Here is a 26,258-nt window from a genome sequence, read left to right on the forward strand (position 1 = left end):
TCATTATGGCTCTGCGCATTCACTCTTTTTTTCATCAACAAAGCGCAACTTTGTGCTATCTAGTATGGTGTGAACACAGCAAACACTGCCTACTTATTGATGCACCAGCTGATTTTGATATGCCAAGTGGAGAATTAAGTTTTAGCACTGCCAATGAAATTATCGCCTACATAAAGCAGCATAAGCTCTCATTACAGTGGTTGCTCGAAACACATGCTCATGCAGATCACATTACCGCATCAAGCTATATTAAACAGCAACTGCAACACGCTCACCCATGTAAACTGGGCACCGGTGAAGGCATTGTTCACGTACAAGCACATTTCAGTAAGCTTTATAATATTGATATGCCATGTAATGGCGAACCCTTTGAGCAACTATTCGCTGATAAAGCACAGTTTCAGTTAGGGGAATTTACAGTCGATGTTATTGCCACCCCCGGCCACACCCCTGATAGCGTGTGTTATCACATAAATGGCAATGTATTTGTTGGCGACACTTTCTTTATGCCAGACAGCGGCACAGCACGTTGTGATTTCCCAGGCGGCAGTGCGGCTGAGTTATATGATTCTTTACAACGTATTTTATCACTGCCGGATGATACCGTGCTTTGGATGTGTCACGACTATCAACCCGACGGCCGAGCACTCGCGTATAAAACAACGGTTAAAGAACAGCGAGAGCAAAACGAGCATTTAAAAGGTGATAAACAGAGTTTTATTGCAATACGTGAAAGCCGAGATGCAACGTTAGCAGTGCCAAAATTGTTGCATCCGTCGATTCAATTAAATATTCGCGCTGGCCAGTACCCGCTTAAAAGCGATGACAAACAGCACTATTTAGCTATCCCGCTCACAGTGCTGCTTTGATGTTTGGCGAAGACCTGCGCCTTTTACAGGTGAAAATTGAGGTCTTGCGTGCCATTTAGGTTTAATTGGCGTCAGTGGTGCTACTCGCTTGCGTGCCACGAGTAAATAGACACTGCCCATAGGCTTTAAGTAATGTTTACCGAAGCGACGCCATGCCGCAAATCGCGATAATCGATTACCTCGTGCAAGCGACGAATGGATAAATCGCTCATCAGAAATAATTTCGAACCCTAATAAATTCAGCCAGTCTTTCACGCGTGAAGGGGTAAAAAAGCGCCCCGTCCAAGGCAGCTTTTGACGGCTAAACGGCAACAATTGAGCCAAGCCACATAAACTAAATGGATTAAAACCGCTTATAACAATGTATCCACCTGGGATCAGCGTACGGTGTGCTTCTCGCAATATATGATGCGGGTCAGAATGGTACTCTAAGCAATGAGATAAAATACACGCATCGACACTGTGCTCATAAAAAGGCAGTTCATCAACATCGGCAATAACACCGGTAAATAAGCCCGGCTCAGCAACACAAACCTGATGCTTAATGGGGCTCTCACTCGTAGCAAGCTCGCCACTTAAATTACCTAATTTAAGCATGTGGTAACCAAACATGCGTGGCAACCAAGGTGTTAACTTTCTTTCAATTTCAGCACGCAAATAGTCCCCATGAGGGAACTGCTGCCACGAGTACGGCTTAGGACCTTCTTGAAAACTAAGGGCTGGTTTCATTTTCTGAGCTCGTTATACTGTATCTTAACTGTCACTTTATAGAGCAATTAAACATGGTGCAAGTTAAAGCAATTAAAGCCTTTTCTGATAATTATATCTGGTGCATTGTAAATAATGACCAACAAAGCGCTTGGGTCGTTGATCCAGGCCAAGCAGACCCCGTCAACCAGTATCTTGATGAGCATAACCTCACCTTGGCAGGTATCTTAATTACACACCACCATTATGATCACACTGATGGTGTTGAGCCATTGCTCAAAACCAACCGTGACATTCCCGTATACGGGCCAAGACACAGTCCGTTTAAAGGGATTAATCACCCGCTTTCAGAAGCAGACAAAGTCACGGTTTATGATCGCACATTTACAGTGCTTGCTACACCTGGCCACACTTTGGATCACATTTGTTATGTTAATGATGAATTGAGCTTTACGGGCGATACACTCTTTAGTGCTGGTTGTGGCCGCTTATTTGAAGGCAGTGCAGAACAAATGTGGCATTCGTTATGTAAACTTAAATCGCTGCCTGATGACTGTAAAATCTACTGTACCCACGAATATACGCAAGCCAACTTAGCGTTCGCTAAGGCGGTTGAGCCAACAAATGAAGCATTATTGAGGTACAGTGATAAAATAGACACATTAAGAGCAAATGATGACATCAGTCTGCCCACCACCATTGCCATTGAAAAACAGCTAAATCCATTTTTACGCAGTCATTTGCCCCACATAACTGACCAGTTACCCGACACGCTAAAAGTTAATTTTAACTTAAATGAACCTTGGCAACGTTTTGCTAGTCTCAGGGCGTGGAAAGATAATTTTTAAAACGTGTATTATCTTGGTTACAATTTTGTATTTTTAGATCAGTACGTTGTAAAAATAAGCTGACATAAATTGGTCATAAAGTGGCAATATGTTCTCTGAGCAGGTAATATTCGCCGAGTTTTTTTACCTGATGTATGGGTATGTATGTATAAGTCTCCTTTAGTTTTAACGCTTGCGCTGGTTTTGAGTGGCTGTCAATTAACAGCAACTGACACTGCTGGGTCAGATAATGACAACCGTGTTGAGCAACAGCTTGCAGGCGCAAGCCCCAGTGACATCAATGATGCATTGATGCTCAACGCACAGTATCAGCAATTAGCTGATACTGATGAGCCCCCCCCAGTATTTGATGATGTATGGGAGCGTATTCGCTACCAGCTGTCTATTGATGTACCGCAAAATCGCCCTGTTGTCGCCGAGCGTAACTACTATGCACGCCATCAAGCATACCTAGATCGTATCGCCAAACGTGCCGAGCCTTATCTTTACTTTATTGTTGAAGAAGTCGAAAAACGTGAAATGCCTATCGAAATTGCACTGCTGCCAATTGTTGAGAGTGCATTTGATCCCTTTGGTTATTCACATCGCAGTGCATCAGGCATATGGCAATTTATGCCACAAACAGGCGAGCGTTTCGATTTAAAACAAAACTGGTGGTATGACGGTCGTCGCGACATCGTGCAATCAACGCGGGCTGCTTTAGATTACTTATCCTATTTGCACAAGACCTTAGAAGGTGACTGGTTAAATGCAATTGCAGCCTATAATTCAGGTGAAGGTCGTTTACTAAGAGCGATTAAAAAGAACCGTAAGAAGCATTTACCGACCGATTTCTGGTCGTTAGATTTACCCAAAGAAACCACCTCTTACGTACCAAAGCTGCTCGCACTTTCTGATCTTGTTAAACGTAGCGATGAATTTGGCATTAAGTGGCAACCGATTATTAATGCACAAGTTATCGATGTCGTTAACGTAGGAAGTCAAATTGATTTAGCCCTCGCTGCAGATATGGCAGGTATTAGCTTAACGGAGTTATACCGTTTGAACCCCGGTTTTAACCGCTGGGCAACCGATCCGAATGGGCCGCATTTCTTATTATTACCATCAGATAAAATAGACACCTTCTCTGAGAAATTGGCAAAAACAGAGCAAAAAGATCGTTTACGCTGGCAACAGTATGTTGTGGCGCGCGGCGATAGCTTATCGGTTATTGCGAAAAAGTTTTCAACCAGTGCGGGAGCGATTAAAACACTCAATAAATTGTCATCAAACACAATACGTGTTGGGCAACAATTATTAGTGCCTTTAAGTGATGGCGAAATTAACAGCCAACACCTGCCAGACTCTGTTCGCATGGCTGCAAATAAAGCAACGCGAAAAAAACTGAGCCATAAAGTAGCCAGTGGTGACACGTTGTGGGACATAAGCCGCGAATACGATGTCACAATTGCTGAACTTGCTAAGTGGAATAATCTTAAGAAAAATGCAGTGTTACGTGTTGGTCAAACACTAACGGTGTATAAAGATGAAAAAACACAGCTTGCAGCGACTCAAACGACCGAGCGCACCATTACCTATAAAGTTCGCCGTGGCGATTCATTAGCACGTATCGCTGCTAAGTTTAATGTCTCTGTGGATGATATTATAAAGTGGAACTCGTTGGCTGGGCAAAAATACATTCAACCAGGCCAAAAGTTAAAATTAAGGGTCGATGTTCGCAGCGCCTAAGTTTAAACTTACTGCCAATAAAAAAGAGCGCCTAAGGGCGCTCTTTGCATCTCACATTTAGTATTTGTGTTTTAAGGCCCACAAATGCAGTAATTCATTAGCAATCGTGGCTGCCGCAATGGCTGTAAGCTCACTTTGATCATACGAGGGTGAAACCTCAACCACATCCATACCCACCATATTAATGCCTTTAAGCGCTCTTAATATTTTTAACACTTTATCACTGGTTAAACCGCCACATACTGGTGTACCAGTTCCTGGTGCAAATGCGGGGTCAAGGCAATCAATATCAAAAGTCAGGTAAACAGGTAAGTCCCCTACTCGCGCTTTAATTTGCTCTGCAATCACATCTGCAGACAGGTCATTTGCTGCCATGGCATCAATGACCGCAAATTCATGTTTGCTCTGATCAAAATCAGTGCGAATACCAATTTGAATACTGTGGTCAACGTCAATCAGCCCTTCCATCGGCGCATGATAAAACATAGTACCGTGGTCATAGCGTGAACCATTACTGTAAGTGTCTGTGTGCGCATCAAAATGCACCAAAGCCATTTTACCATGCTGTTTGGCATGTGCGCGCAACAATGGCAACGTCACAAAATGGTCGCCACCTAAACCTAGTAACGTTTTACCTTGACGTAAAATTTGCTCAGCCGCTAATTCAAGCTGCGCAGTGAAATACTCAGGGTCGCCTACGGGGTAGGTAAAATCCCCTGCATCCGCTAACTTTAAGCGCTCAAACAATGGGAACGTCCAAGGGTATTTGGTTTCTTCCCATGCAAGGTGTACAGAGGCACGGCGTATAGCGTCTGGACCTAGTCGTGCACCTGGACGCCCCGATGTTGCTAAGTCAAAAGGTAAACCTAATACCACGACATCCGCATCAATTGCAGTGATGTTTTGCACCATTGGCTGGCGTAAAAACGTCATGCCGTTTGAATATAACGAATGATCTGTATGGTCAAACAATGTCGACATTGCTTATAACTCTTCTAAATAAGTGTAACCGTTTAAGCCAGCTTGCAGCTCGTCTAACACGCTTTGCTGTTCAGTTTCTGGCAGTTTTGTAGCCACCAGCTGAGCATAAGACTGCTGGAAGCTCTCTACATCTAAATGCACATAACGCATCATGTCAGCCACCGAATCACCTTCGTTAATTTCAGTGATCTCTGCCTGACCTTGCTCATCCATTTTCACAATTGCGCTGTGTGTGTCACCAAATAAATTGTGCATATCGCCTAAAATTTCTTGATAAGCACCCACTAAGAAAAAGCCCATTAAATATGGTTTTTCTTCGCTATATGCAGGCACAGGTAGCGTACTTTCAATGCCTTGGCCATCCACATAGTGCTCCATGGCACCATCTGAATCGCACGTAATATCAAGTAGTACAGCACGTTTTTGTGGTGTTTCTGTTAAACCGCTCAATGGTAAAACAGGGAACACTTGGTCAATACCCCATGCATCGGGTAGAGATTGAAACAATGAAAAGTTCACAAAAAACTTGTCTGCTAAACGCGCGTTCAATTCATCGATAATTGGACGATGAAAGCGGTTTTTATTATCCATGTGTTTGTTAAGTTCATAACAGACACGAAGGTTAACTTGTTCCGCCCATGCACGCTCTGTTAAATCGAGTAAACCAAGTGCAAACTGATTATGCGCTTCGGCTAAATCACTTTGACTATCATGGTAGATTTCAATCAACGCACGGTCGTCGTTATCACCACTTAGCTGTTGCCACGATGTCCACATATTGTTTAATAAAAGAGGTGCATCGGCCGCAGGCGCAAGAATATCTTCAGGCTCGTAGCTTTCAGTACCAATCACATTCGAAATCAATACCGCATGATGCGCAGTCAGCGCACGGCCAGATTCAGAAATAATACGCGGCATTGGTTGCTCATACTGCTTACAGGTATCGCCAATGGTGTAAACAATGTTATTCGCATATTCGCTAAGACTGTAGTTCATCGAGTTATGAGATTGACTGCGTGTGCCATCGTAATCAACCGCTAAGCCACCACCCACATCTAAGCACTCTATTTGCGCACCTAACTTGCGCAACTCACAGTAAAAGCGTGCCGCTTCGCTCACGCCTAAACGTACGTCACGAATGTTGGCCATTTGCGACCCTAAGTGAAAATGCACAAGCTGAATTAAATCTAATTGTTCAGACGCTTTTAAGCGATTTACCACGCTCAGTACTTGCGATGCCGATAAACCAAACTTTGATTTTTCGCCGCCACTCGCTTGCCACTTGCCTTTACCTTGTGACGCTAAACGAACACGAATACCAATACGAGGCTTCACGTTTAGCTCTTTTGCTTGGCTAAGCACCATGTCTAATTCAGATAGTTTTTCTAGTACGATGTAAACCTTATGACCCAGCTTTTCGCCGATAAGTGCCAGACGAATATACTCTTGATCTTTGTAGCCATTACATACAATCACTGCACTGGTTTTTTCTGCCATCGCTAAAACAGTCAGTAGTTCGGGTTTACTGCCCGCTTCTAAACCTAATTGCTTTTTCTCAACATCGGCTTGGCTTGCCACAATTTCCTCAACCACTTCGCGTTGTTGATTCACTTTAATTGGGTAAACAAGCAGGTAATCTCTCGGATAACCATAGTTTTCAATCGCCGTATTGAATGCCTGACACAGGCTGTGTACACGGTGATGTAAAATTTGAGGAAAACGCACAAGCGCCGGCAAACTTAAACCTTTGTCTTGTAGTTGCTGTGCTATATCGATAAGTGCAATGGTTTGCTCTGGGGCATGGGCCTTTGGCGCAACATACACATCACCTTGATCATTTATACCAAAGAATCCTTGGCTCCAATGACGAACATTGTAGCTCGTGCGAGCTTGTTCTAGTGATGTTGTCTCTTTCATCTATCTTTCTCTTTTATTTAATGGTGCCAAAATCGGCAAGGGTATTGCCGCGCATTAAAAGAAAAATAGTGACTTAAGTCCAACAAGTATTTTTACTCGTAACGAGTGATTTTTGATGTGAGAAACTGATTAAGTTGTAGATTACATTGGCTGAAGAATCAGCGTATTTAATAACGTGTTTAGTACGTGGCGTTCTCAGTGCTTAACGTGAATAATTTCGTCAGCCTTTGCAGAGGAAGACCCTAACTGTCGCCACGCTTCATATTGCTCACCATTACGCCACGTGATACCGATATACTCTTGCCAATGTTCAAAGTCTTTACTTCTGTATTTTTCAACCCCACACCCTCCGGCACCAAAGGCAACACGACAGAGTTTAACAATCAGGTAGGTGCCATCAAACTCTAATTGGCGCGGGTTTTCAGTTGAACTGGAGCAAGTACTCAAAAAGCGAGGCGGTATTTTCAATATAATTCGCGAGGTAATTTCACCCTTGTCATTAAAAACACCAGTTACCGAATGGCATGAATTGAAATAAAAGGTATTACTGCCAACAACAAGGTCAGAAGGGCTATGTTTATTACGTTGCTCGGGGGATACACGCACCGTGTCTGACTGTTTATTATCGCCACATGCACTGAGTACAATAAGCGACAAAAAGCCAAACAGACGCGCACATAATTTAACTATAACAATAACCCCATAAATAATGTGATTAGGTTAACTCGTTATTGATTAAGCCCTAATTCCATAAATAAACTTTGTGGGTTTTCAGTGTAATTACCAAACGGCCCACAACGATGAAACCCCAAGTTCTCATACAAACTAATTGATTCTGTTTGCTTAGGGCCTGTTTCCAAGCGAATAAGGGGAATTTGTTGCTCTCCCGCATGATGCAGTAAAATTTGCATAATACGACGTGATAACCCTTTACCTCGATAGCTTGGTTTTACATACAAACGGCGAATTTCGCCATAAGGCGGATTCCCTTCTTGCATCACAATAGCACCGCAGGCAACAATACCATCCTCGTTTTTTAAGCCAATTGCATACACGTTAGGTTCTGCTAATTCTTCGACGCTTAATGATTGTGCGGTTGCAACTGGATATAAAGAGTTTATAAGTCGGTCTATATCAGAAAACACGTGTACTACTTCAGGATCATGTGGATTTAAATCGACTAACTGCATAAAACTCCCATCTTGAATATGTCATTTTTGTTAATTCTGTTAACAATAATATCGGATCATCGTCTGATCCTCTAGTGCTGTTTTCATTATTCGTTCTTATCGGTACGTATGACTACCATACTACCGCGTAGTTCCTTGCTATGTAACTGAAAAAACACTTTGTTACGGAAAAAGGCTGTTCAAATACAGTGAAAATCATATACTGCAAACACGAAGTAATAATGAGAGGTTATCGCGTGCAGTTTACTCAAGGTATGGAATACTTCTTTTCTGGCTTTAAATTAATTAGCCAAAAAGGGTTAAAACGTTTTGTACTTATTCCTTTATTAATCAACATCGTACTTTTTGGCAGCTCACTGTTCTTTTTATACGGCTGGCTTACCGATGGCTTTGCCTATTTAAACTCGCTGTTACCAGAGTGGCTTAGCTGGCTTGAATGGTTAATGTGGCCTATTGCCGTATTAGTGATTTTATTTAGCTACAGTATGTTGTTCACCGTCATCACCAATTTTATTGCCGCCCCCTTTAATGGCTTGCTGAGTGAAAAAGTCGAGCTATATTTGACGGGTCAAAAAGTCAATGATGATGGGCTACTTGATACCATGAAAGATGTGCCACGCATGCTTGGGCGTGAATGGACAAAACTCTGCTATTACTTACCAAGAGCAATTGGCTTTTTTATCTTGCTATGGATTCTACCTGTTATTGGTCAACTCTTATGGGTGTTGTTTACGTGTTGGATGTATGCTGTTCAATATGAGGATTACGCATTTGACAATCACAAAGTCAGCTTTAATGATATGAAAGATGATTTAAAAGAAAAACAAACTCTCTCTTATGGTTTTGGCCTTGCCGTTATGGTGCTTACAGCAATCCCCTTTGTTAATTTAATTGTGATGCCTGTTGCAGTCTGCGGAGGCACCCGTTTATGGGTTGATAATTACCGCAGTAAATACCGCCGTTAAATCTTAAAAGCCATTAAGCCAATAGTGACACTATTGGCTTTTTAGTACCGTGTAATCGAGTTTCACCGGTAAAGGGTCTGAAAGACCTAAATCAGAACGCGGTTCTTCAAATTTACTAATAACCGCATCATACGTATTTTCACCGATATTGACTGTGAACGGTTGTGCAAGCTTGGTAATTATTTTAAGTTCAGCGTGCTTGTTTTCTAATTCTAATAAGCCATCTTCCCGTGTTTTAACAAGTAAAAAATGCGCGCCATTTTCAAAGACAATACGAGCTTGATGAGATTGTCGGTGCTCTGCACGCCAATGCCCTTGCTGAAAAACAGTAATAACATCACTGACACCATCGGGCTCCAACAGACGCTCTTTTTTAAACTCACATTGTTCACACCCTTTTATTGATTCTGCTTGCCAATTAATCGGGTAACCATCAAAGCTAAGTCTTGATGACATTTGCCATGCAGAATCTGCAGCAGGCTTGCAGCCACAGAGCGCGAACATCACACTTATATACACGAAGGACTTCATGGGTTTTCACCTTGTGATGTTCTTACTGCTTTGATCTCTTCTAATAAATAACGTGGAGGAGCTTGCTCTTCAATGATGTGTTGAACAGGCACTTGAGACACATCTAATTGATCATTTTGAACAGTATTAATTCCTAAACGGTTACCCGAGAAAAAGGTATAAAAGCGCAGCTCAATAAGACTCCACTCATCAACATCACTCAACGTTGAAAGGTTACTATCGCCATTGGTATCTTGGCTTAAGGTTTCAGTAAGATCTAAATTACAGTTATAGTCTATCGCAGTGGAACCTGGGTAGCCCAAGCCATTTGCTTCATTAATATTTGCTTCGTCGAGTGCATTTCCCAACCCATGAGAAAACGACATCACAAAGTTATCGGGCGACCCTTGTGGGCCATTAATAAGGTCGGCTGTTTGCACACCACAATTTGGGTTGTTTCTATAACGACTTGAATAATAACGGTCACCTTCATTATTTCCTATTGTCGCTAAACCGCGTAATTGATAAAGATAATTCATAATACTTAGATGGTTCGGCTTATAGTTCACGGCATTATTACCGCCATGATCAAGCCCTAAATTATGACCCAGTTCATGCATGATTGTCGCAGCCTGGTAGTTATAGGCTAAATTGGTTGAGATTTGATTGTCCAACGACAAGCCCCAGTTGCCAAGGCTTATCATTAAATCGTTACCGTTAATTTCGGCAACGCCAGATGACCCTGCACTGCCATCAACATTGCGGCTATTCGCCATTAACATGTAATGAAAAATCGGTTTACGGCGCATATCGAAATTAGCCATTTTATAATGAAATAAACTCTCAACGCCTTGGTTAAAGCTGTACGGTGTATATTGCCTAAAGATAACACGGTCACCGCCACCTAAATCATGATCAGCAGGTGATACCCCCTCAGCTTGGTGAAACAAATCACCCACATCAAAATGCACCACGATGTTTTCTGCAGCGAATGACGAGGCCACTTTTTCAAGCGCCGTCCTGTGAGGTGTAATGCCTGCATCACTGCTGTCCATGTAATCTACTTCAATAAAGATATCTTTTTGATTTGCTCTGGCTCCCCAATCATAAAGTGGTAATCCAGCAAATGTTGAGCCTGGTTGCTCTGAGCAATCAGGAATACCGTCTTCGTCTTCATCTAACGAACACGTGATATCATTGACCCCCCCAGGAGTGGTAAAGGTGCTGTATGTCCAGTCGGTGGCACTATTCGTATCTGTGCTGCTCTGGTCACGCTTGATACTTGAGCCCGTAAAGTTCAAGATTGTGGGTGCCGCTCCCGTTTGCCATTGACCCACCGATGTCGGTTCCGTTGTATCATTTCCAAAGCGAACAAAGTCAATAGTTTGAGCTTGATCGCTCGTCAGTAATTCAATAAACCCATTCAAAAACCAATAAGGGCGAACAGTGGAACCAACGTCTCCAATAAAGGCAATGTATTTATTCTGATCAGCAGCATCATAAAATAATGAATCCCCAAAGCGACTGTGAATAATCACATACTCACCGGCAGCAAGAATTTGATTAGGTAGAGTAAAAATCGTAGAAGCCGCAACGCTATTATCCGCGCTATCACGACTCTTAACCCTGACGCTGTAATCAACCAAATTCACTTCACTGTTAGTGCCATTGTAAAGTTCAAACCATGGGGTGTCGTTTGTAAATCGAATCGCCACCACTTCGGTGATTTTTAAATCTTCGCTGCCCGTCGTAAATGTTGTAATAATCTGCGCAGACACGGGCGTATCGGCAAAATTAACTAAGTCACTGGTCAGCCTTAATTGATACTGTGTTGACTCACTTAAAGCAGCCGTAAATTCAGCACCGTTAAAGTATTCACTGGTATTCGCTTCTGGGCCTGATAAGACCAGTGAGCTAAGCGCTAAACAACGGTTAAAGTTATCTGCTGATAATTGCACTGAGCCAGTACACACCCCTTCATTTTCATTAAACGATAAGCTTGTGGTCTTCATTACGTCAGATAACGAAAATGAGATACGCGTGTTTGCACTCACCGCCTGACTGTTATCCTGTGGGCTCACATTCACGACAGTGGCTGCTGTTGTGTCTGTGATTGTAACGCTGACTGTCGCCTCGTTACTGTCAACGCCATCTGATACGGTCACTTTGAAGGGGGCTTGAGCAATACTATTTTCTGCTGGCTGATATTGGTAATTAAAACGTGTCGCATTGAGCGTAGTGATGGTTGCTCCCCCAATGTCACTGGCAAAAGTAACCGATAACTCATCATCGTCAGCATCACTTACGTTAACCGTGAAATCCCTCGGTTGATTAAACTCCGTAGTAAAGGCAATAGCGTCAATAGTGGGCGCTTTGTTGACATGTACAATCGTAAACGTCAGCGTTAACGATGATATCGCCCCCATGTCATCGGTTGCCGTGACTAACAATACGACCTCACTATTTACAGACACTTCGGGGGCTGTAAAACTAATTGCTTGGCCATTTTGAACAAAGTTTAGTGTGGGTCCACTTTGTTGCTGCCACGCAATTTCAGTGACTGTGCCATCAGTGTCGGTCACAATAACACTGATTGACGCCTCAGTGAGCTCGGTAATATTGGCAATAGGGTCAGCCGTAATCACTGGGGCTACATTTACAAAATTTTCAATCAAGACATCATATTCGGCCAAGCGTGTAGCCCCGTCGTTATCTGTAACAATGACTTGAAAACGCACGCCGCTATCTGCATCGACTTCAGGGGCTGTAAACATCAATTCGCTACCACTGGCAGTAAATGAAGTTGTAGGGCCTGATACTTGGCTCCAACTGTAATTTGTAATGCTGCCATCGCTATCAACGGCAACCGCACTTAATGTGCCCTCCACCCCTTCTCGGATTGTTTGCTGCCCAGAAATTGATACTGTAGGAGCAATATTGGCACTGACCACAACACTAAAATCTGTGCTTGTTTGCTCACCAAAGTTATCTGTCACGCGCACAGTAAATGCCAATTCTGTATTACTGCTCACTGAAGGGGTCGTAAAACTGATTTCACTACTGCCATTACTAAATGCCACACTTGGCCCAGCTGTTTGACTCCAGTTATAACTCAGGACTTCACCGTCAACATCGGTGGCATTTGCACTGAGTGTTATTATATTGCTAGAGGGGGAGGTTTGTGGGCCCTGTACAACGATACTCGGTGCTTGATTAACATTAACAATGGTCGCTGTATACGAGGCACTGGCTGTCGCACCTTGATTATCAGTCACGGTGACTGAAAAACTGATGGGGGTATTTTCGTTTACGGCGGGAATAGCAACAGTGAGTTGCTCATTACTGCTGGTTATACTGACTGTAGGGCCGCTTGTTTGCTGCCATGTAAAGCGGCTAATAGTGCCATCTGAATCACTTGCTGATGCCGAAACTGTCAGTGTTGAAAGTTCATTAACTTGGCTATTGCCCGACACCGTGACTTGTGGCGCTTGGTTGCTGGCAGATGCAGGCTCATCGCTGCCGCCTCCGCCCCCACACGCGGTTAAGAAAATAAGGAATAAAATACACAACCAAACCGTTACTATTCTATTCCCCATTTTGCTATCCTCTATTTAACTGTATAGGCTTTGCGGCACCTTTGTGACATTTAAATGAACCGTAACCTCTTCACGGTCATGGTATAAATGTTTTGCCTGAAGCTCATAACTAACGCCGTATTTTTCAAGCTCTTCCTTAATCATCTTTAAACATTCATAAACACTGTCGAAGCGTTTTTTCATTGGCAGTTTAAGATTAAAAATAAGCTCTTTTGCGTATGCATTCACGGCCCAATCAATCATAAGATTAGTAACTTTTGCTGGCTTTTCCACCATATCACATACTAACCAATGAATATTTCGCTTTTCAGGACGGTATTTAAAGCCATCAACACGGAAATGTTTTACTTGTCCAGTTTCCATTAGATCATCGTTCATTGGGCCGTTATCTATGGCACTAACAAACATACCACGACGAACCAATTGGTATGTCCAACCACCCGGACACGCCCCTAAATCAACGCCTCGCATTCCTGGCTGCAAACGGTCTTCGGCTTCATGAGGCGGAATAAACACATTAAACGCTTCATCAAGTTTAAGAGTTGAACGGCTTGGTGCGTCATTTGGCATACGCAGGCGTGGGATACCCATAAAAAATGGCGAGTTATTAAAAGTATACGAATACCCTACATACGCAGTGTCATTACTTAAAAAGAGTACATGCAGCACAGGCTTTTTATCAGCAAGTTCACGCGTAACCGTCGCGCGTTTTTCGAGGGCTTTTTTTAGCGGTGTCGAAATCTTTTTACAAAATTTAGACAACTCTTTACCTTCATTGGTATCTGGGGTTTCAACTCGTAAGTCACCACAGGATGGAAAATCAACGGTTGCATTCACAATCGCACTGACCCTGTCTTCAAGCGGCATATTATCGACTAAAGTACCGGTAAACCATTGGCGGGCAAAGACCATGTTTTTGAAATCTATTTTTTTTATAATTTCATCGCCATGGCTCGGATCAAAACATTCATAGACGACAATTCCAGTGTTCGGCTTCGTTTTTACATAGCCCGCAAACCCTTGTTCCGCAGCCTGAAAAGTGATTTCAGCGGCAGCGTCGCTTTCAAATCCACTGCGACAATAAATAACAACACTCGACATAGATAACCCTTAAAATTTATACCGTGCGGCTTGAACTAATAAAATAGTCCAACCAATAATAAAGCACACACCGCCTAGGGGTGTGATTGGGCCAAGCCATTTCGCACCTGTTAATGCGAGTAAATATAGGCTGCCACTAAATAACAAAATACCGGCGATAAAAAAGCCACCAGCCCAACTTAAGTTCATTCCCCACTTAATTAAAATCGCGATGGCGATTAAGCCCAAGCCGTGCATCATTTGATATTCTGCAGCTGTTTTAAAAATACCTAATGCATAGCCGGATACGCGGCTTTTTAAACCATGCGCAGCAAACGCGCCTAGCACAACCGACAGCATGCAAAACAGACTCCCCGCGATTAAATAAAATTTGATCATTGTGAATCTCCATCAATCAACTTAAGTATAAATTGGGCCGCAAGGTTCGCAGCGTGTTGTAAGTTATCGTCTTCAGTTAAACCACTTTTCTTACGCGGTTTTAATGAATGATCACCGTCTTTTAGCCAGCTAATTTCTGGCGGATTATTCATTTCAAGCTCGGCTAATTCTTGCTGATTACCAAAAGTATCTCGTTCACCTTGAAGTACTAAAAAGGGGCATGGCATATCGCTGAAGTGATCGATACGAAGCTTATCGGGTTTTCCGGGAGGGTGAAACGGGTAGCCAAACGCAACAACACCAGCAACCTCTACAGCGTCCTCTTGTGTGCAAAGCATAGAAGCCATTCTACCGCCCATCGACTTTCCGCCAATAAATACAGGTAAATCTGGCTGACGATGCGCTAACACTTCAGCAAAATAAGCCAGCAGTTTAGGGGCACGATCTGGGGGCCTGCGTTTATTGGTCTGTTTTGCGATTTGCATATACTGAAAGTCAAATAACGCCACATCAATCTGATGCTGGCTAATTAACGTTGCCATATTTTGCATGAACGCTGAGTCACTTCCCGCCCCTGCGCCATGAGCAAATATAAACTGTGCACGGGCATCACCCGTTGCACTTTTAAACCACTGTAACATGTTAATACTCTTGTTCTTGTTCAACTAAGCTCAGCATCCAGTCTTTGAAAGAAACTATTTTCCCCAGTTCTGTTTGCGATTCGCGTATCACTAAATAATAGGCATTTTTACTTTCTAATGAGTGATTAAACGGAATCACTAAGCGCCCGGCATCAATATCGGGTTTTGCTAAGACACTATTCCCAATTGCCACGCCTTGACCATGCACTGCCGCTTGGAGCACCATTGATGAGTGACTAAAAATAGGACCTTGGTTTACTTGGACATTACGCACTCCGGCTGTTTTCATCCACGTTTTCCAATTTTTACGCGTTGTGTCATGCAACAGAGTATGGTTAGCCAAATCACTCGGCTGATTTAAAGGCTTAGGCCCTGTTAGAAGCATGGGACTGCATAACGGCACAAGGTATTCTGTGTGTAACTTGTAAGTTTGTACGCCACTCCAATGACCACGACCATAGTAAATGGCAATGTCTACATCATCAGACAATGAATTTTCGTCTTGGTCTTGTGCTTTTATTCGCACATCGATTTCAGGGTGTAACTCATTAAATAAACTAAGCCTTGGCACCAACCATTGAATAGCAAAACTGGGCGTTAAACTAACCGTTAAAGACCCTTTTGCCCCGCGTGCTAATAACTTTTCAGTGGCATCAATCAGCTGAGTAAATATCTCTTTAATATCGAGAAAGTACCCTTGCCCTTCTTCCGTTAATAATAGCGAACGATTTTTACGAAGAAATAATTTAAGGCCTAAATGCTCTTCCAGCGTTTTAATTTGGTGGCTGACCGCGGCTTGTGTCACATACAGCTCTTCAGCTGCTTTGGTAAAACTCAAGTGACGCGCTGCAGCTTCGAACGCTTTTAGTGCATTTAAGGGAGGGACACGACGAGACATAAACACCAAGCTTAGAATTAGTTTTTCTTATGCGTCGATTATAGCGATACAAATAAAAAAAGGCGACCTTGGTCGCCTTTTTCGTCATTAAATACTCATTAATACTGAGTATTCTATAAATCGCTTGCGCTGGTGTCTAACGGTGCAAAGCTTTTAATTAAATCATCAACCGCTTTCATTTGTGTTAAATACCCTTCAAGCTTACTTAGTGCAAGGGCGCAAGGGCCATCACATTTTGCTTCGTTAGGGTTAGGATGCGCCTCAATAAACAGACCCGCAATACCTAGTGCCATACCACTGCGAGCAAGCTCTGCCGCTTGCGCACGACGACCATCAGCCGAATCAGCACGGCCACCCGGGCGTTGTAACGCATGCGTTGCATCAAAAATAACCGGAGCCATTGGCTTCATGTCATCCATACCGAGCATATCAACAACAAGGTTATTGTAACCAAAACTTGTACCACGCTCACACAGCGCAACATTATTGTTGCCTGCTTCATTAAATTTCTTAATGATATGACGCATTTCGTGCGGTGCTAAAAACTGTGGTTTTTTCACGTTAATAATTGCGCCTGTTTTCGCCATCGCGACAACTAAATCAGTTTGGCGTGCTAAGAAAGCAGGTAATTGAATAACATCAACAACCTCTGCCACTGGCGCAGCTTGGTGTGGCTCATGCACGTCGGTGATGAGTGGCACGTTAAACGTTGTTTTAATTTCTTCGAAGATTCTTAACCCTTCTTCCATCCCCGGGCCACGATAAGAGTTAATTGATGAGCGATTTGCTTTATCAAATGACGCTTTAAAAACATATGGGATATTTAGCTTCGAGGTTACTTCGACATAGTGCTCAGCAATGCGCATTGCTAGGTCGCGAGACTCAAGCACGTTCATACCACCAAACAACACAAAGGGTTTGTCGTTCGCTAATTCAATCTCGTTAATTTTAATTAACTGGTTGTTCATTTTTTATTCCTTAAGGTGCAACAGCTTGCAGCATTAATCCACAAATATATGCCATATAGGTTCCGACACCATAGCCCAAAACTGCCAGTAAAACACCTACAGGGGCAAGTGATGGATGAAACGCTGAGGCAACTACGGGCGCTGATGCTGCCCCGCCTACATTCGCTTGAGACCCAACGGCCATATAAAATAAAGGCGCTTTAATTAATTTCGCTACAATCAGCATTAAGCTTGCGTGTGTTAACATCCAGATCACACCCAAAACAAAGTACATTGGCGAATCAAAAATAGCCGTAATATTCATGTGAAGACCAATTGATGCCACCAAAATATATAAGAAGCTTGAAGCCACTTTTGATGCACCAAATGCTTCGATATGACGTACTTTAGTAAACGATAAACTAATCCCGATTGTCGTCGAAATTACAATTAGCCAAAAGAACTTACTGTTTAAACTATATTCTTGTGCCCATGGGAAGTTAGCGCCAAAATACGGCCCTAAAAAGTCCGCACAAAAATGCGCCAAGCCCGTTATACCAAAGGCAATCGCAATAATGGTCATGTAATCATTAAGTGTGGGCATACGTGCATGTTCAGCATGATAGGCTTCAACACGCTCTTTAAGCTCTTCAATTGCACGGGTGTCTGCCCCGGTTTTGGCATCAATGGCTTTGTGATTAGCAGCCATCAGTAACAGTACAGCCATCCATAAGTTAGCCACAATGACATCAACCGTTACCATTGCCGAGAAAATATCCCCACCAACTTCAAACATTTCTTTCATTGAGGCCTGATTAGCGCCCCCGCCTATCCAGCTACCTGCGATAGTTGTCATACCGCGCCAAACCGCATCGGGGCCATGACCACCAACGGCTTCAGGATAGACCGCGCTCATCACTAAAATCGCTAACGGACCCCCAATCACAATCCCCATGGTACCGGTTAAGAACATGATTAACGCTTTCGGACCAAGGTTTAAAATGGCTTTTAAATCAATGCTGATGGTTAACAGAATTAAACAAGCCGGTAATAAGTAGCGAGATGCTACAAAATAAACATTCGACGAGTGACCATCAACAATCCCAAAAGTATTTAATAACGAGGGTAAAAAGTAGCACAGCAGGAGTGCGGGTACATATTTATAAAATTTTCGGCATGCCGCATTATTACTGTGTGAGGTTTTAAAGATAAACCCCAAAATAACGGCAAGCAAACCAAGTACGACTGCGTCATTGGTAATAAGCGCACTGTGGGCGTCAGTCATAAATGTTCCTTTAATTTAGTGGTGTGTATTATTGTTATCTTCGATTTCAGCAATTTGATGCTGAATAATCTCTATGGCCGGATCATCTGGGCATTCATTAATAAAATACTGCAAATCGTCACGGGCCATTTTAGGGCAATCTAATTGATTAAGCAGGTACCCTCGGTCACGGCGTTCATAGGGGTCATCACCGAGTAGTTCCATTAACATGTCAACGCAATGAAGGGCATGACCAAACTTGCTCTCGCTGATAAACGACCACTTTTGCTGTGCTAAATACAGCTTATAAAGCTCTTCTTCAAAAATTAGCTCAAGTGGTTCTTGTTCATCACCATTCTCTTCACAGGCATTTTCGGGGGTAATATACCAACTTTGCTGGCCCGTACTTGGCTCAATTAAATAGCCCTCTTCTTCGCTTATTGCGACATGAATATGAACTTCACCTTGACTTAAAGTCACTGTGGCATCAAATTCAGCGTGCTGTAATAAGTGACAAAGTAATATCGCCAGTGTGGTTTGTGTACCACTACGCATCGTAATGGTGTAGCTAAAGCTGTTTAACGTGTACTCAGGCACTTTTAGGCTTGAGGCACTGAACAACCATTGCTGATAAAAGGTATCAAGAAGTTTATCTAGACGCTCGTGTGGCTCTTTAAATTCAGTACAAAGTGCTGATACGGTATCTTCAAACTCATTTAATGTGTCATAACAAGCAGTTAAATCTACCTGTGTGTCCCACGTTAATTCAGCATCGATACAACGATAAAGCACGTTTGAAGAAAATGCGTCAAAGGCCTCATCTTGATAGGATTCATTGTGATCTTCAAACCAAGGGGTGGTCATTTATACTGCAACATCTCTTTCGAAAACGAGAGGCTAGTTTACCTACTTTTAGCGTCAGTTGCCAATCTTGAAAAGAGAAAGTGAGCAGCGGTATAACGGTTAACAGTCGATATACCGCGTTTCAATGTTTACAGGATAAAAGCGTTCTTTGCAGAGGCGAGATAACCAATCGCAAGTAAAATGAAGGTTGTCACAACAAGTAAAATGACACGTGCCGATTGTGAGCTTTGTCTGGCTGCAACAATTCCTAAAGCGATATAGGCAATCACTAAAATAATTTTTTCAAGCAACCACGACTGCTCTAGCGGGTTAAACCCAGCCATTACAATCAATGCAATAGCAGAAACCAACAACAACGTGTCGATACTATGACTGCCAATAAAAACGATTTTATTCTTTGCTAATGTGGCTGTTTTTAATCGCGAAAAAGAGCGAACGTAAAATAAAATGATACTCAACACAGCGAGTAACATGTGAGTGTGTTTAACTGCTAAATAATCCATATGCCTCAATTCTAATTGTCATTAATCTGGGTAACGTACAAGTACGTCTTCTATTTCTTTAATGCGTTGATTAAACACATCTATTAACTTTGGATCAAACTGTTTTCCTTGCTGAGCGTTTATCTCTTTTACAACATCTTCAAGAGACCAAGGCTCTTTGTAACAACGCTTGTGTCGTAGTGCATCAAACACGTCGGCCAGTGCAACAATGCGCCCAGCAATCGGGATATCGTCCCCTTTTAAGCCTGCAGGATAGCCTGTGCCATCCCAACGCTCATGGTGAGATAACGCAATAACAGCTCCTGTGTTAACAATATCACGTGACGAGTCTTTTAATATTCGGTGCCCCTTTTCTGCATGCTGTTTCATGATTGCCCACTCTTCATCGCTGAGTGGCCCTGGTTTATTGAGAATAGCGTCGGGTATCCCAACCTTTCCAACATCATGAAGAGGAGCTGCATGTCGAATTAATTCAGCTTCGCGCTTAGGTAATCCATAGCCCACAGCCAATTCGTAGCAAATGTGCGACACACGTTTTACATGGTTTCCTGTTTCGGTAGAGCGTTGTTCAAGCGCTTCACTTAATCTAAACACCAGTTCTTGTTGAGTTGCTTCTATTTCAGCCTGAAGCTGAACGTTTTCATAAGCAAGTTGCACGTTTTGTGAAAATATCTCGATGAGGTGGCGCTGTGTATCGGATAAGTGCTTTGGAATACCCGAAATAAACAGCATAGAATTATGATTGTATTCACTGCTGCAATACGCAAATAAGTAGTTTTCACGGTAAACGATGGTTTTTTCTCTTAGCGCTTCCTGACAAGCTTGTAGCTGCTCTTCATTGAGCACCTCTTCAATCGCTTTGCCTTCGCTGCGTTCAAACTCACCTTTGCCTGAGAATACAACGAGCTTTTTCTGGTTATCGAGCGGGTTACTTGCCACCAGACTCGTAGCATACACGGCTTGCTCTACTGTACCGAGCAATGAGGTGAGTTGTTGCATCACCCCTTCAATAAAGTGCTCTAATGAATGAGTAGAAAAAATATCACGCGATGCTTTTATAATTTTTTCAAGGCCTTGGCGTGATTGCTCTATAGATAAGATATCGCGATACGAACGCAAACTCGACATCACCACTGTAAAGAGCTTTTGTGCTGTCAGCTCTGTCTTAGATTTGTAATCGTTAATATCATAATTAACGATTACTTGTCTTTCCGGTGCCTGACCGGGTTGGCCTGTACGAAGAATAATACGAATATGATTGTTCTTTGCAGTTTCACGAATATATTTTGCAACCCGCAGGCCAGCATCATCGGTTTCCATTACTACATCGAGTAATACGATGGCTGCATCTGGGTGCTGCTCTATTAATTGCTTTGCCTCTTCACCTGAGTAAGCACTAATAAATTCAAGACGTTTGTCTTGGAATTCAAAGTCACTGAGCGCAAGCTTTGTTACGGCATGTACTTCTGGTTCGTCATCAACGACGATGACTTTCCAACTACCCTGAACCACTTCTGATACATCATCAAGTGCTTCATCCGAAAACAAAAAATCATCCATTGTTTGGGACCCTCAAAGGCTATATGCGCACAGTGCTCTGTTATTTTATTTAGGCCATTGTGCTAACGTTACACGGTCATTACCGCCAAGATCTTTAACTGTAAGTATATGGCTATACGACATTTGTGCAAAAAATTCTTGAACTTTAACACTTTGTTGGTAGCCATGTTCAATTAAAAGATAGCCATTTGTTGCTAAATAGTCACGTGCCATTGTAATTATTTGCTTAATATCAGCCATGCCATCATCATCAGCCACCAAGGCTGACAAGGGCTCAAAACGCACGTCACCTTGGCTCAAATGTTCATCATCGTATTCAATGTACGGCGGGTTACTAACAATCAGATCAAACTTTTTATGGTTTACAGCGCTAAACCAATTACTTAAAGCAAAAGTGGCGTTGTTAATATTAAGTCGTTGTTGATTCTCGTTAGCAAGCGCAACGGCTTCGGGTACTCTATCAACCCCTAATACTTGCCAATTGGGCATTTCACTGGCGAGTGCAAGCGCAATTGCCCCCGTCCCGGTTCCTAAATCGAGCACGTTTGCAGCATGGGGTAATTCAAGCCCCAGTGCATACTCAACCAGCGTTTCCGTATCAGGACGAGGTATCAAAGTGGTGGCATTCACCTTTAGTGGCAAACTCCAGAATTCTCTAATGCCGGTGATATGCGCGACAGGTTCACCTTGCAAGCGACGCTGGCATGCACGATTAAACTCAGCTTCTTGCTGTTCCGTTAGGTGTTTTTCAGGCCAACTAAATAAGTAACTACGGGGTTTATCGAGAATAGAAAGTAGCAGGACTTGCGCGTCTAGTTTCGCGCTGTCGCTGCTAGGCGTTAATAACGCCGTCGCAGCAATCAGTGCTTGTTCTATGCTTTGTGGCACGATTATTCATCGCCCATCGCAGCAAGTAAATCAGCTTGGTGTTCTTGCATTAGGGGCTCGATAACACAGCCTAAATCACCTGCAACAACTTCATTTAAACGATACAATGTTAAATTAATACGGTGATCAGTAATACGACCTTGCGGGTAATTATAAGTACGAATACGCTCTGAACGGTCACCACTGCCCACTAGATTACGACGCTCTGATGCTTCAGCCGCTTGGCGTTTTTCATCTTCAGCTTGTTGTAAACGTGCACCAAGTACCGACATCGCTTTCGCACGGTTTTTATGTTGTGAACGCTCATCCTGACATTCAACGACCACACCCGTTGGAAGGTGGGTAATACGAATTGCTGAGTCAGTTTTATTTACGTGCTGACCACCGGCACCCGACGCACGGAATGTATCGACTTTAATATCTGCAGGGTTAATTTCGATAGCGTCTGCCTCAGGCACTTCTGCCATAACCGCAACGGTACACGCCGAGGTATGAACACGGCCTTGCGACTCAGTTTCAGGTACACGTTGAACACGGTGCGCCCCTGATTCAAACTTAAGCTGGCCGTACACGCCTTCACCCGAAATATGTGCGATGACTTCTTTATAGCCACCGTGCTCACCTTCGTTGGTGCTCACTATTTCGACTTTCCACTTTTTCGTTTCTGCGTAGCGGCTGTACATGCGGAATAAATCGCCCGCAAAAATAGCGGCTTCATCGCCCCCCGTGCCTGCGCGCACTTCTAAAAAGACGTTGTTATTGTCTTTCGGATCTTTTGGTAGCATTAAAATCTGAATTTCATCTTCTAATGCAATAATTTGTGCTTTTGCTTCTTTATATTCTTCTTGCGCCATTTCGCGCATCTCAGGATCAGAGTCTTTTAGCATTTCTTCTGCTGCAGCGACATCATCTTGTGCTTGCTGGTACGCTAAAAACGCTTTAACAATTTCTTCTAATTCTGAATATTCTTTAGATAAGGCACGAAAGCGATTTTGATCGCTGATCACAGAGGGGTCGCTTAGCAGCGCTTGCACTTCCTCATAACGCTCGACTAAGGTTTCTAACTTTCTATAAACAGACTCTTTCATTTAACGGCTATTCCTGATCAATACCTAACATTTTCTTTAATTGACTTAACTCAGCGGCTTCACCATTTTTAGCCGCATCTTGAATAGCACGGGTAGGTGCGTGCATCAAGCGGTTGGTCAGTTTGTTTGCCAACTCGAGTATCACTTTTTCTGCGTCTTTGCCTGCTTGCAGCTGGCCAAGTGCTTTTTCGACAAGTTCTGATTTAATATCTTGTACATCATTTCGATACAGACGAATAATATCGACCGAATCGAGAGAGCGCAGCCACATGACAAATTCATTGGTGCGCGCATCAATAATTATTTGCGCTTGCTGCGCCGCTTGTTCGCGCGCGGCGATATTCTCGCTCACTATCGCTTGTAAGTCATCTACTGAATACAAATAGGCCGCATCTAATTCGCCTACTTGGCTCTCAATATCCCGAGGGACAGCAATATCAATAAACAGCATGGGCTTGTGACGACGTTTTTTTAAAGCCTGCTCAACCACCCCTTTACCAATAATTGGCAAAGTACTCGCGGTAGAACTAATAACAATATCGGCATCGTGGAGACGCTCAGGTAGTTGCGCCAAAGCGATAACATCAGCGTCAACTTCGACAGCTAAACTTTTTGCACGCTCGATGGTGCGGTTTGCCACCGTGATTTTTTGCGGATCATTTTGGTATAAATGTTTAGCCACCAGTTCAATGGTTTCACCTGCCCCAATCAGCAATACGTTGGTTTTATCTAACTTACCATAAATATGCTTGGCTAAATTAACAGCAGCATAAGCCACGGATACCGCACTGGCACCAATGTCTGTCTCTGTGCGAACTTGTTTTGCTACCGAGAACGTTTTTTGAAACAAGCGGTCAAATGTCACACCAATGGCATCATGCGTTTTTGCATTATGGTAGGCTTGCTTTATTTGCCCCAAAATTTGTGGCTCGCCCAATACCAAGGAATCAAGGCCGCACGACACACGCATTAAATGATTAATAGCCTGCTCGCCCTCATGATAATAGATGTTACTGCTCAGTTCTTGTTCATCCAAACCATGGAAACTGGCTAACCAGTGCAACAGTGTTTGGGAATTACGCTCAGCAAGGCTACAATAGATTTCGGTTCGGTTGCAGGTCGAAACAATAACCGCTTCATTAAAATGCGCATGGCCACTTAATTGTTGTAACGCCTCAGACATTTGCTCAGGCGAAAACGCGACTTTTTCGCGTAATTCTACGGATGCGGTTTTGTGATTTATACCAAGTGCTACGATGGTCATATGTACCAAATATTGCTAAGCCCAGCTGTAAAGGCGTTAATTTTACCAAAAATCAGCGGAATATGGAAAGTAAGGAACGACATTTGATTAAACAATATTTGATTTTATTCATGTTTTTTTTATTTATCAGTGGTTGCGCCCAAAAAACATCAACGATTGACTACGTTTACCCTGATTGGAAAACCCGCCTTGATCACCATGCCAAGTGGCAAGTACAAGGAAAAATTGCCTTTATTAGTTCAGAGCAACGACAATCAGCTAACGTCAATTGGCAACACGACGAGTTACACAGCGACATGATCTTAACCAGTTTTATCGGTACCCGTATTTTGTCGTTAAAACAAAATGCATATGGCGCTGAAATTGAATACGACGGTGATGTTTACACAGACCGCGATGCCTCCTTATTACTTTACCGGCTGACGGGTTTCACTATTCCGCTCGATAACGCGGCGACATGGCTCAAAGGGACCGCTAACAACGAACACACCCAATTTGACGAACTCAATCGCTTAACAAGTCTAATTTGGCACGCTGAAAACGGCCAGCAATGGCAAATCACCTATTCTCATTATATAAAACAAGATGGCTATTGGCTTCCAACAAAGCTGAGCCTTAAAAACCCGCAAATTCGTATTAAAATTCAACTTAATGATTGGCAGTTTAATTAATCATGACAGAAACTTCGCACGCTCCACTCACCTTAATAGCACCCGCAAAACTAAATCTGTTTTTACATATTAATGGTCGTCGTGAGGATGGCTATCACGAACTCGAAACCCTGTTCACGTTTTTAGATTTTGGTGACGACTTAACGTTTTCACTCACCGATGACCGTAAAATTACCGTCACGGGTGACACACAAGGCATTCCTACTCACGACAACCTCATATATAAAGCCGCATTTTTATTGCAACAACATTGTCAGTGCCAGCAAGGTGTAAACATTCATTTAGTTAAACGCTTGCCTATGGGCGGCGGTGTTGGTGGTGGCTCATCAGATGCGGCAACCACCTTACTGGCACTCAATAGATTATGGAACTGTAATCTGTCATTGGCTGAATTAGCACAGCTAGGAGTCACGCTTGGCGCTGATGTGCCCGTATTTATTAATGGTCATACCGCAATTGCGCATGGCATTGGCGAGCAATTACATAATGTTGAATTAACCCCAGGTTGGTTCTGTGTTGTGCATCCTGGCGAGCATGTGAGTACGGCAGAAATCTTTACTCACCCTGATTTAAAACGCGACACAGCCAAGCTAAAAGCTGATTGGCAAACAGAAAATTTACGCAATGATTGCGAGCCTTTGGTCAAAAAGCTCTGCCCCGAGGTTGAAAAAGCCCTCCAGTGGTTGCTAAAATACGCTCCGTCAAAGATGACTGGTACGGGCGCTTGCTGCTTTGCTGAGTTTTCAACTCAGGCCGAGGCAGAACAAGTTTTAGCTCAGTTGCCAGAAAAGTGGACAGGTTTTGTAGCAACTAGTGCTACACTTTCTCCTGCTCATACAGCATTAAATGCTCACTTTGAAATGAAGTAACGTACAAGTA

At 43.1% G+C, this 26,258-nt stretch carries 25 protein-coding genes; 6 read left to right on the forward strand and 19 right to left on the reverse strand.

Annotation, left to right across the window (positions count from 1 at the left end; all coding sequences use genetic code 11):
• Positions 1-5 precede the first annotated feature (5 nt).
• Positions 6-869, forward strand: a complete 864-nt coding sequence (locus H3302_RS09945; RefSeq protein ID WP_036967466.1) for an MBL fold metallo-hydrolase — start codon at positions 6-8, stop codon at positions 867-869.
• On the opposite strand, the gene H3302_RS09950 is transcribed toward H3302_RS09945, so the two are convergent.
• Positions 840-1,598 (reverse strand): class I SAM-dependent methyltransferase, encoded by a 759-nt coding sequence (locus H3302_RS09950; RefSeq protein WP_036967464.1) that lies wholly within the window; start codon positions 1,596-1,598, stop codon positions 840-842. The two genes, H3302_RS09945 and H3302_RS09950, sit on opposite strands and share 30 nt — an antisense overlap.
• Before the next feature lie 53 nt (positions 1,599-1,651).
• Here H3302_RS09950 and gloB point away from each other — a divergent pair, with 53 nt between their 5' ends.
• Both gloB and H3302_RS09960 read left to right on the forward strand, forming a co-directional pair.
• Positions 1,652-2,425, forward strand: coding sequence for a hydroxyacylglutathione hydrolase (gene gloB, locus H3302_RS09955; RefSeq protein WP_182395080.1), 774 nt, complete (start codon positions 1,652-1,654; stop codon positions 2,423-2,425).
• 144 nt (positions 2,426-2,569) lie between these two features.
• Positions 2,570-4,153, forward strand: a complete 1,584-nt coding sequence (locus tag H3302_RS09960) for a LysM peptidoglycan-binding domain-containing protein (RefSeq protein WP_180310934.1) — start codon at positions 2,570-2,572, stop codon at positions 4,151-4,153.
• 57 nt (positions 4,154-4,210) lie between these two features.
• Here the strand turns inward: H3302_RS09960 and speB are convergent, their stop codons facing one another.
• The 4 genes from speB to H3302_RS09980 all read right to left on the reverse strand — a co-directional run bounded on the left by speB (position 4,211) and on the right by H3302_RS09980 (position 8,241).
• Positions 4,211-5,134 carry an agmatinase gene (gene speB, locus H3302_RS09965; RefSeq protein WP_036967455.1) on the reverse strand — a complete coding sequence of 308 codons (924 nt, stop codon included), beginning with the start codon at positions 5,132-5,134 and terminating at the stop codon, positions 4,211-4,213.
• Positions 5,135-5,137: 3 nt separating this feature from the next.
• On the reverse strand, positions 5,138-7,051 hold the full coding sequence (gene speA, locus H3302_RS09970) for a biosynthetic arginine decarboxylase (protein ID WP_182395083.1): 1,914 nt from the start codon (positions 7,049-7,051) through the stop codon (positions 5,138-5,140).
• A 195-nt stretch (positions 7,052-7,246) separates the two neighbouring features.
• Positions 7,247-7,708: a hypothetical protein gene (locus H3302_RS09975; RefSeq protein WP_051501748.1), complete on the reverse strand. Its 462-nt coding sequence runs from the start codon at positions 7,706-7,708 to the stop codon at positions 7,247-7,249.
• A 71-nt stretch (positions 7,709-7,779) separates the two neighbouring features.
• On the reverse strand, positions 7,780-8,241 hold the full coding sequence (locus H3302_RS09980) for a GNAT family N-acetyltransferase (RefSeq protein ID WP_036967450.1): 462 nt from the start codon (positions 8,239-8,241) through the stop codon (positions 7,780-7,782).
• Between the two features lie 254 nt (positions 8,242-8,495).
• On the opposite strand from H3302_RS09980, the gene cysZ reads away from it, so the two are divergent.
• Complete coding sequence (gene cysZ / locus H3302_RS09985) at positions 8,496-9,206, forward strand: sulfate transporter CysZ (RefSeq protein WP_182396412.1); 711 nt, start codon at positions 8,496-8,498, stop codon at positions 9,204-9,206.
• A 30-nt stretch (positions 9,207-9,236) separates the two neighbouring features.
• Here the strand turns inward: cysZ and H3302_RS09990 are convergent, their stop codons facing one another.
• From H3302_RS09990 to hemA, 14 genes are all read right to left on the reverse strand, one after another.
• Positions 9,237-9,737, reverse strand: a complete 501-nt coding sequence (locus H3302_RS09990) for a hypothetical protein (protein WP_075593694.1) — start codon at positions 9,735-9,737, stop codon at positions 9,237-9,239.
• Positions 9,734-13,312: a PKD domain-containing protein gene (locus H3302_RS09995; protein ID WP_182395084.1), complete on the reverse strand. Its 3,579-nt coding sequence runs from the start codon at positions 13,310-13,312 to the stop codon at positions 9,734-9,736. The genes H3302_RS09990 and H3302_RS09995 overlap by 4 nt, the downstream gene beginning before the upstream one ends.
• Before the next feature lie 15 nt (positions 13,313-13,327).
• Complete coding sequence (gene rlmM / locus H3302_RS10000) at positions 13,328-14,413, reverse strand: 23S rRNA (cytidine(2498)-2'-O)-methyltransferase RlmM (RefSeq protein ID WP_065979332.1); 1,086 nt, start codon at positions 14,411-14,413, stop codon at positions 13,328-13,330.
• A gap of 9 nt (positions 14,414-14,422) precedes the next feature.
• Positions 14,423-14,791, reverse strand: coding sequence for a DUF423 domain-containing protein (locus H3302_RS10005; protein WP_182395085.1), 369 nt, complete (start codon positions 14,789-14,791; stop codon positions 14,423-14,425).
• Positions 14,788-15,432, reverse strand: a complete 645-nt coding sequence (locus tag H3302_RS10010; protein ID WP_182395086.1) for an alpha/beta family hydrolase — start codon at positions 15,430-15,432, stop codon at positions 14,788-14,790. Before H3302_RS10010 ends, H3302_RS10005 begins: the two co-directional genes overlap by 4 nt.
• Position 15,433: 1 nt before the next feature.
• Positions 15,434-16,330 (reverse strand): transcriptional regulator GcvA, encoded by an 897-nt coding sequence (locus tag H3302_RS10015; protein ID WP_036967434.1) that lies wholly within the window; start codon positions 16,328-16,330, stop codon positions 15,434-15,436.
• Positions 16,331-16,443: 113 nt separating this feature from the next.
• Positions 16,444-17,298 (reverse strand): 3-deoxy-8-phosphooctulonate synthase, encoded by an 855-nt coding sequence (gene kdsA, locus H3302_RS10020; protein WP_036967432.1) that lies wholly within the window; start codon positions 17,296-17,298, stop codon positions 16,444-16,446.
• 10 nt (positions 17,299-17,308) lie between these two features.
• Positions 17,309-18,562 carry a DUF819 domain-containing protein gene (locus H3302_RS10025; RefSeq protein ID WP_036967429.1) on the reverse strand — a complete coding sequence of 418 codons (1,254 nt, stop codon included), beginning with the start codon at positions 18,560-18,562 and terminating at the stop codon, positions 17,309-17,311.
• Positions 18,563-18,577: 15 nt separating this feature from the next.
• The gene (locus H3302_RS10030; protein ID WP_036967428.1) at positions 18,578-19,405 is read right to left on the reverse strand and encodes a tetratricopeptide repeat protein; all 828 of its coding nucleotides are present in this window, start codon (positions 19,403-19,405) and stop codon (positions 18,578-18,580) included.
• A 128-nt stretch (positions 19,406-19,533) separates the two neighbouring features.
• Positions 19,534-19,908: a SirB2 family protein gene (locus tag H3302_RS10035; protein ID WP_036967427.1), complete on the reverse strand. Its 375-nt coding sequence runs from the start codon at positions 19,906-19,908 to the stop codon at positions 19,534-19,536.
• Positions 19,909-19,929: 21 nt separating this feature from the next.
• Entirely contained in the window at positions 19,930-21,468 is a 1,539-nt protein-coding gene (locus tag H3302_RS10040) for a DUF3369 domain-containing protein (RefSeq protein ID WP_180310936.1), read from the reverse strand.
• Positions 21,469-21,513: 45 nt separating this feature from the next.
• Entirely contained in the window at positions 21,514-22,356 is an 843-nt protein-coding gene (gene prmC, locus H3302_RS10045) for a peptide chain release factor N(5)-glutamine methyltransferase (RefSeq protein ID WP_074989265.1), read from the reverse strand.
• Positions 22,357-22,358: 2 nt separating this feature from the next.
• Positions 22,359-23,444, reverse strand: a complete 1,086-nt coding sequence (gene prfA, locus H3302_RS10050; RefSeq protein ID WP_182395087.1) for a peptide chain release factor 1 — start codon at positions 23,442-23,444, stop codon at positions 22,359-22,361.
• Positions 23,445-23,451: 7 nt separating this feature from the next.
• Positions 23,452-24,708: a glutamyl-tRNA reductase gene (gene hemA, locus H3302_RS10055; protein WP_182395088.1), complete on the reverse strand. Its 1,257-nt coding sequence runs from the start codon at positions 24,706-24,708 to the stop codon at positions 23,452-23,454.
• Positions 24,709-24,791: 83 nt separating this feature from the next.
• On the opposite strand from hemA, the gene lolB reads away from it, so the two are divergent.
• Together lolB and ispE are read left to right on the forward strand one after the other, a co-directional pair.
• A complete protein-coding gene (lolB, locus tag H3302_RS10060) occupies positions 24,792-25,379 on the forward strand; it encodes a lipoprotein insertase outer membrane protein LolB (protein ID WP_182395090.1) in 588 nt (195 codons plus the stop codon).
• Positions 25,380-25,381: 2 nt separating this feature from the next.
• Complete coding sequence (gene ispE / locus H3302_RS10065; RefSeq protein ID WP_182395092.1) at positions 25,382-26,248, forward strand: 4-(cytidine 5'-diphospho)-2-C-methyl-D-erythritol kinase; 867 nt, start codon at positions 25,382-25,384, stop codon at positions 26,246-26,248.
• The last annotated feature ends 10 nt before the right edge of the window (positions 26,249-26,258 follow it).

The organism is Pseudoalteromonas sp. MT33b (assembly GCF_014117385.1).
Taxonomy (GTDB): Bacteria; Pseudomonadota; Gammaproteobacteria; order Enterobacterales; family Alteromonadaceae; genus Pseudoalteromonas; species Pseudoalteromonas lipolytica.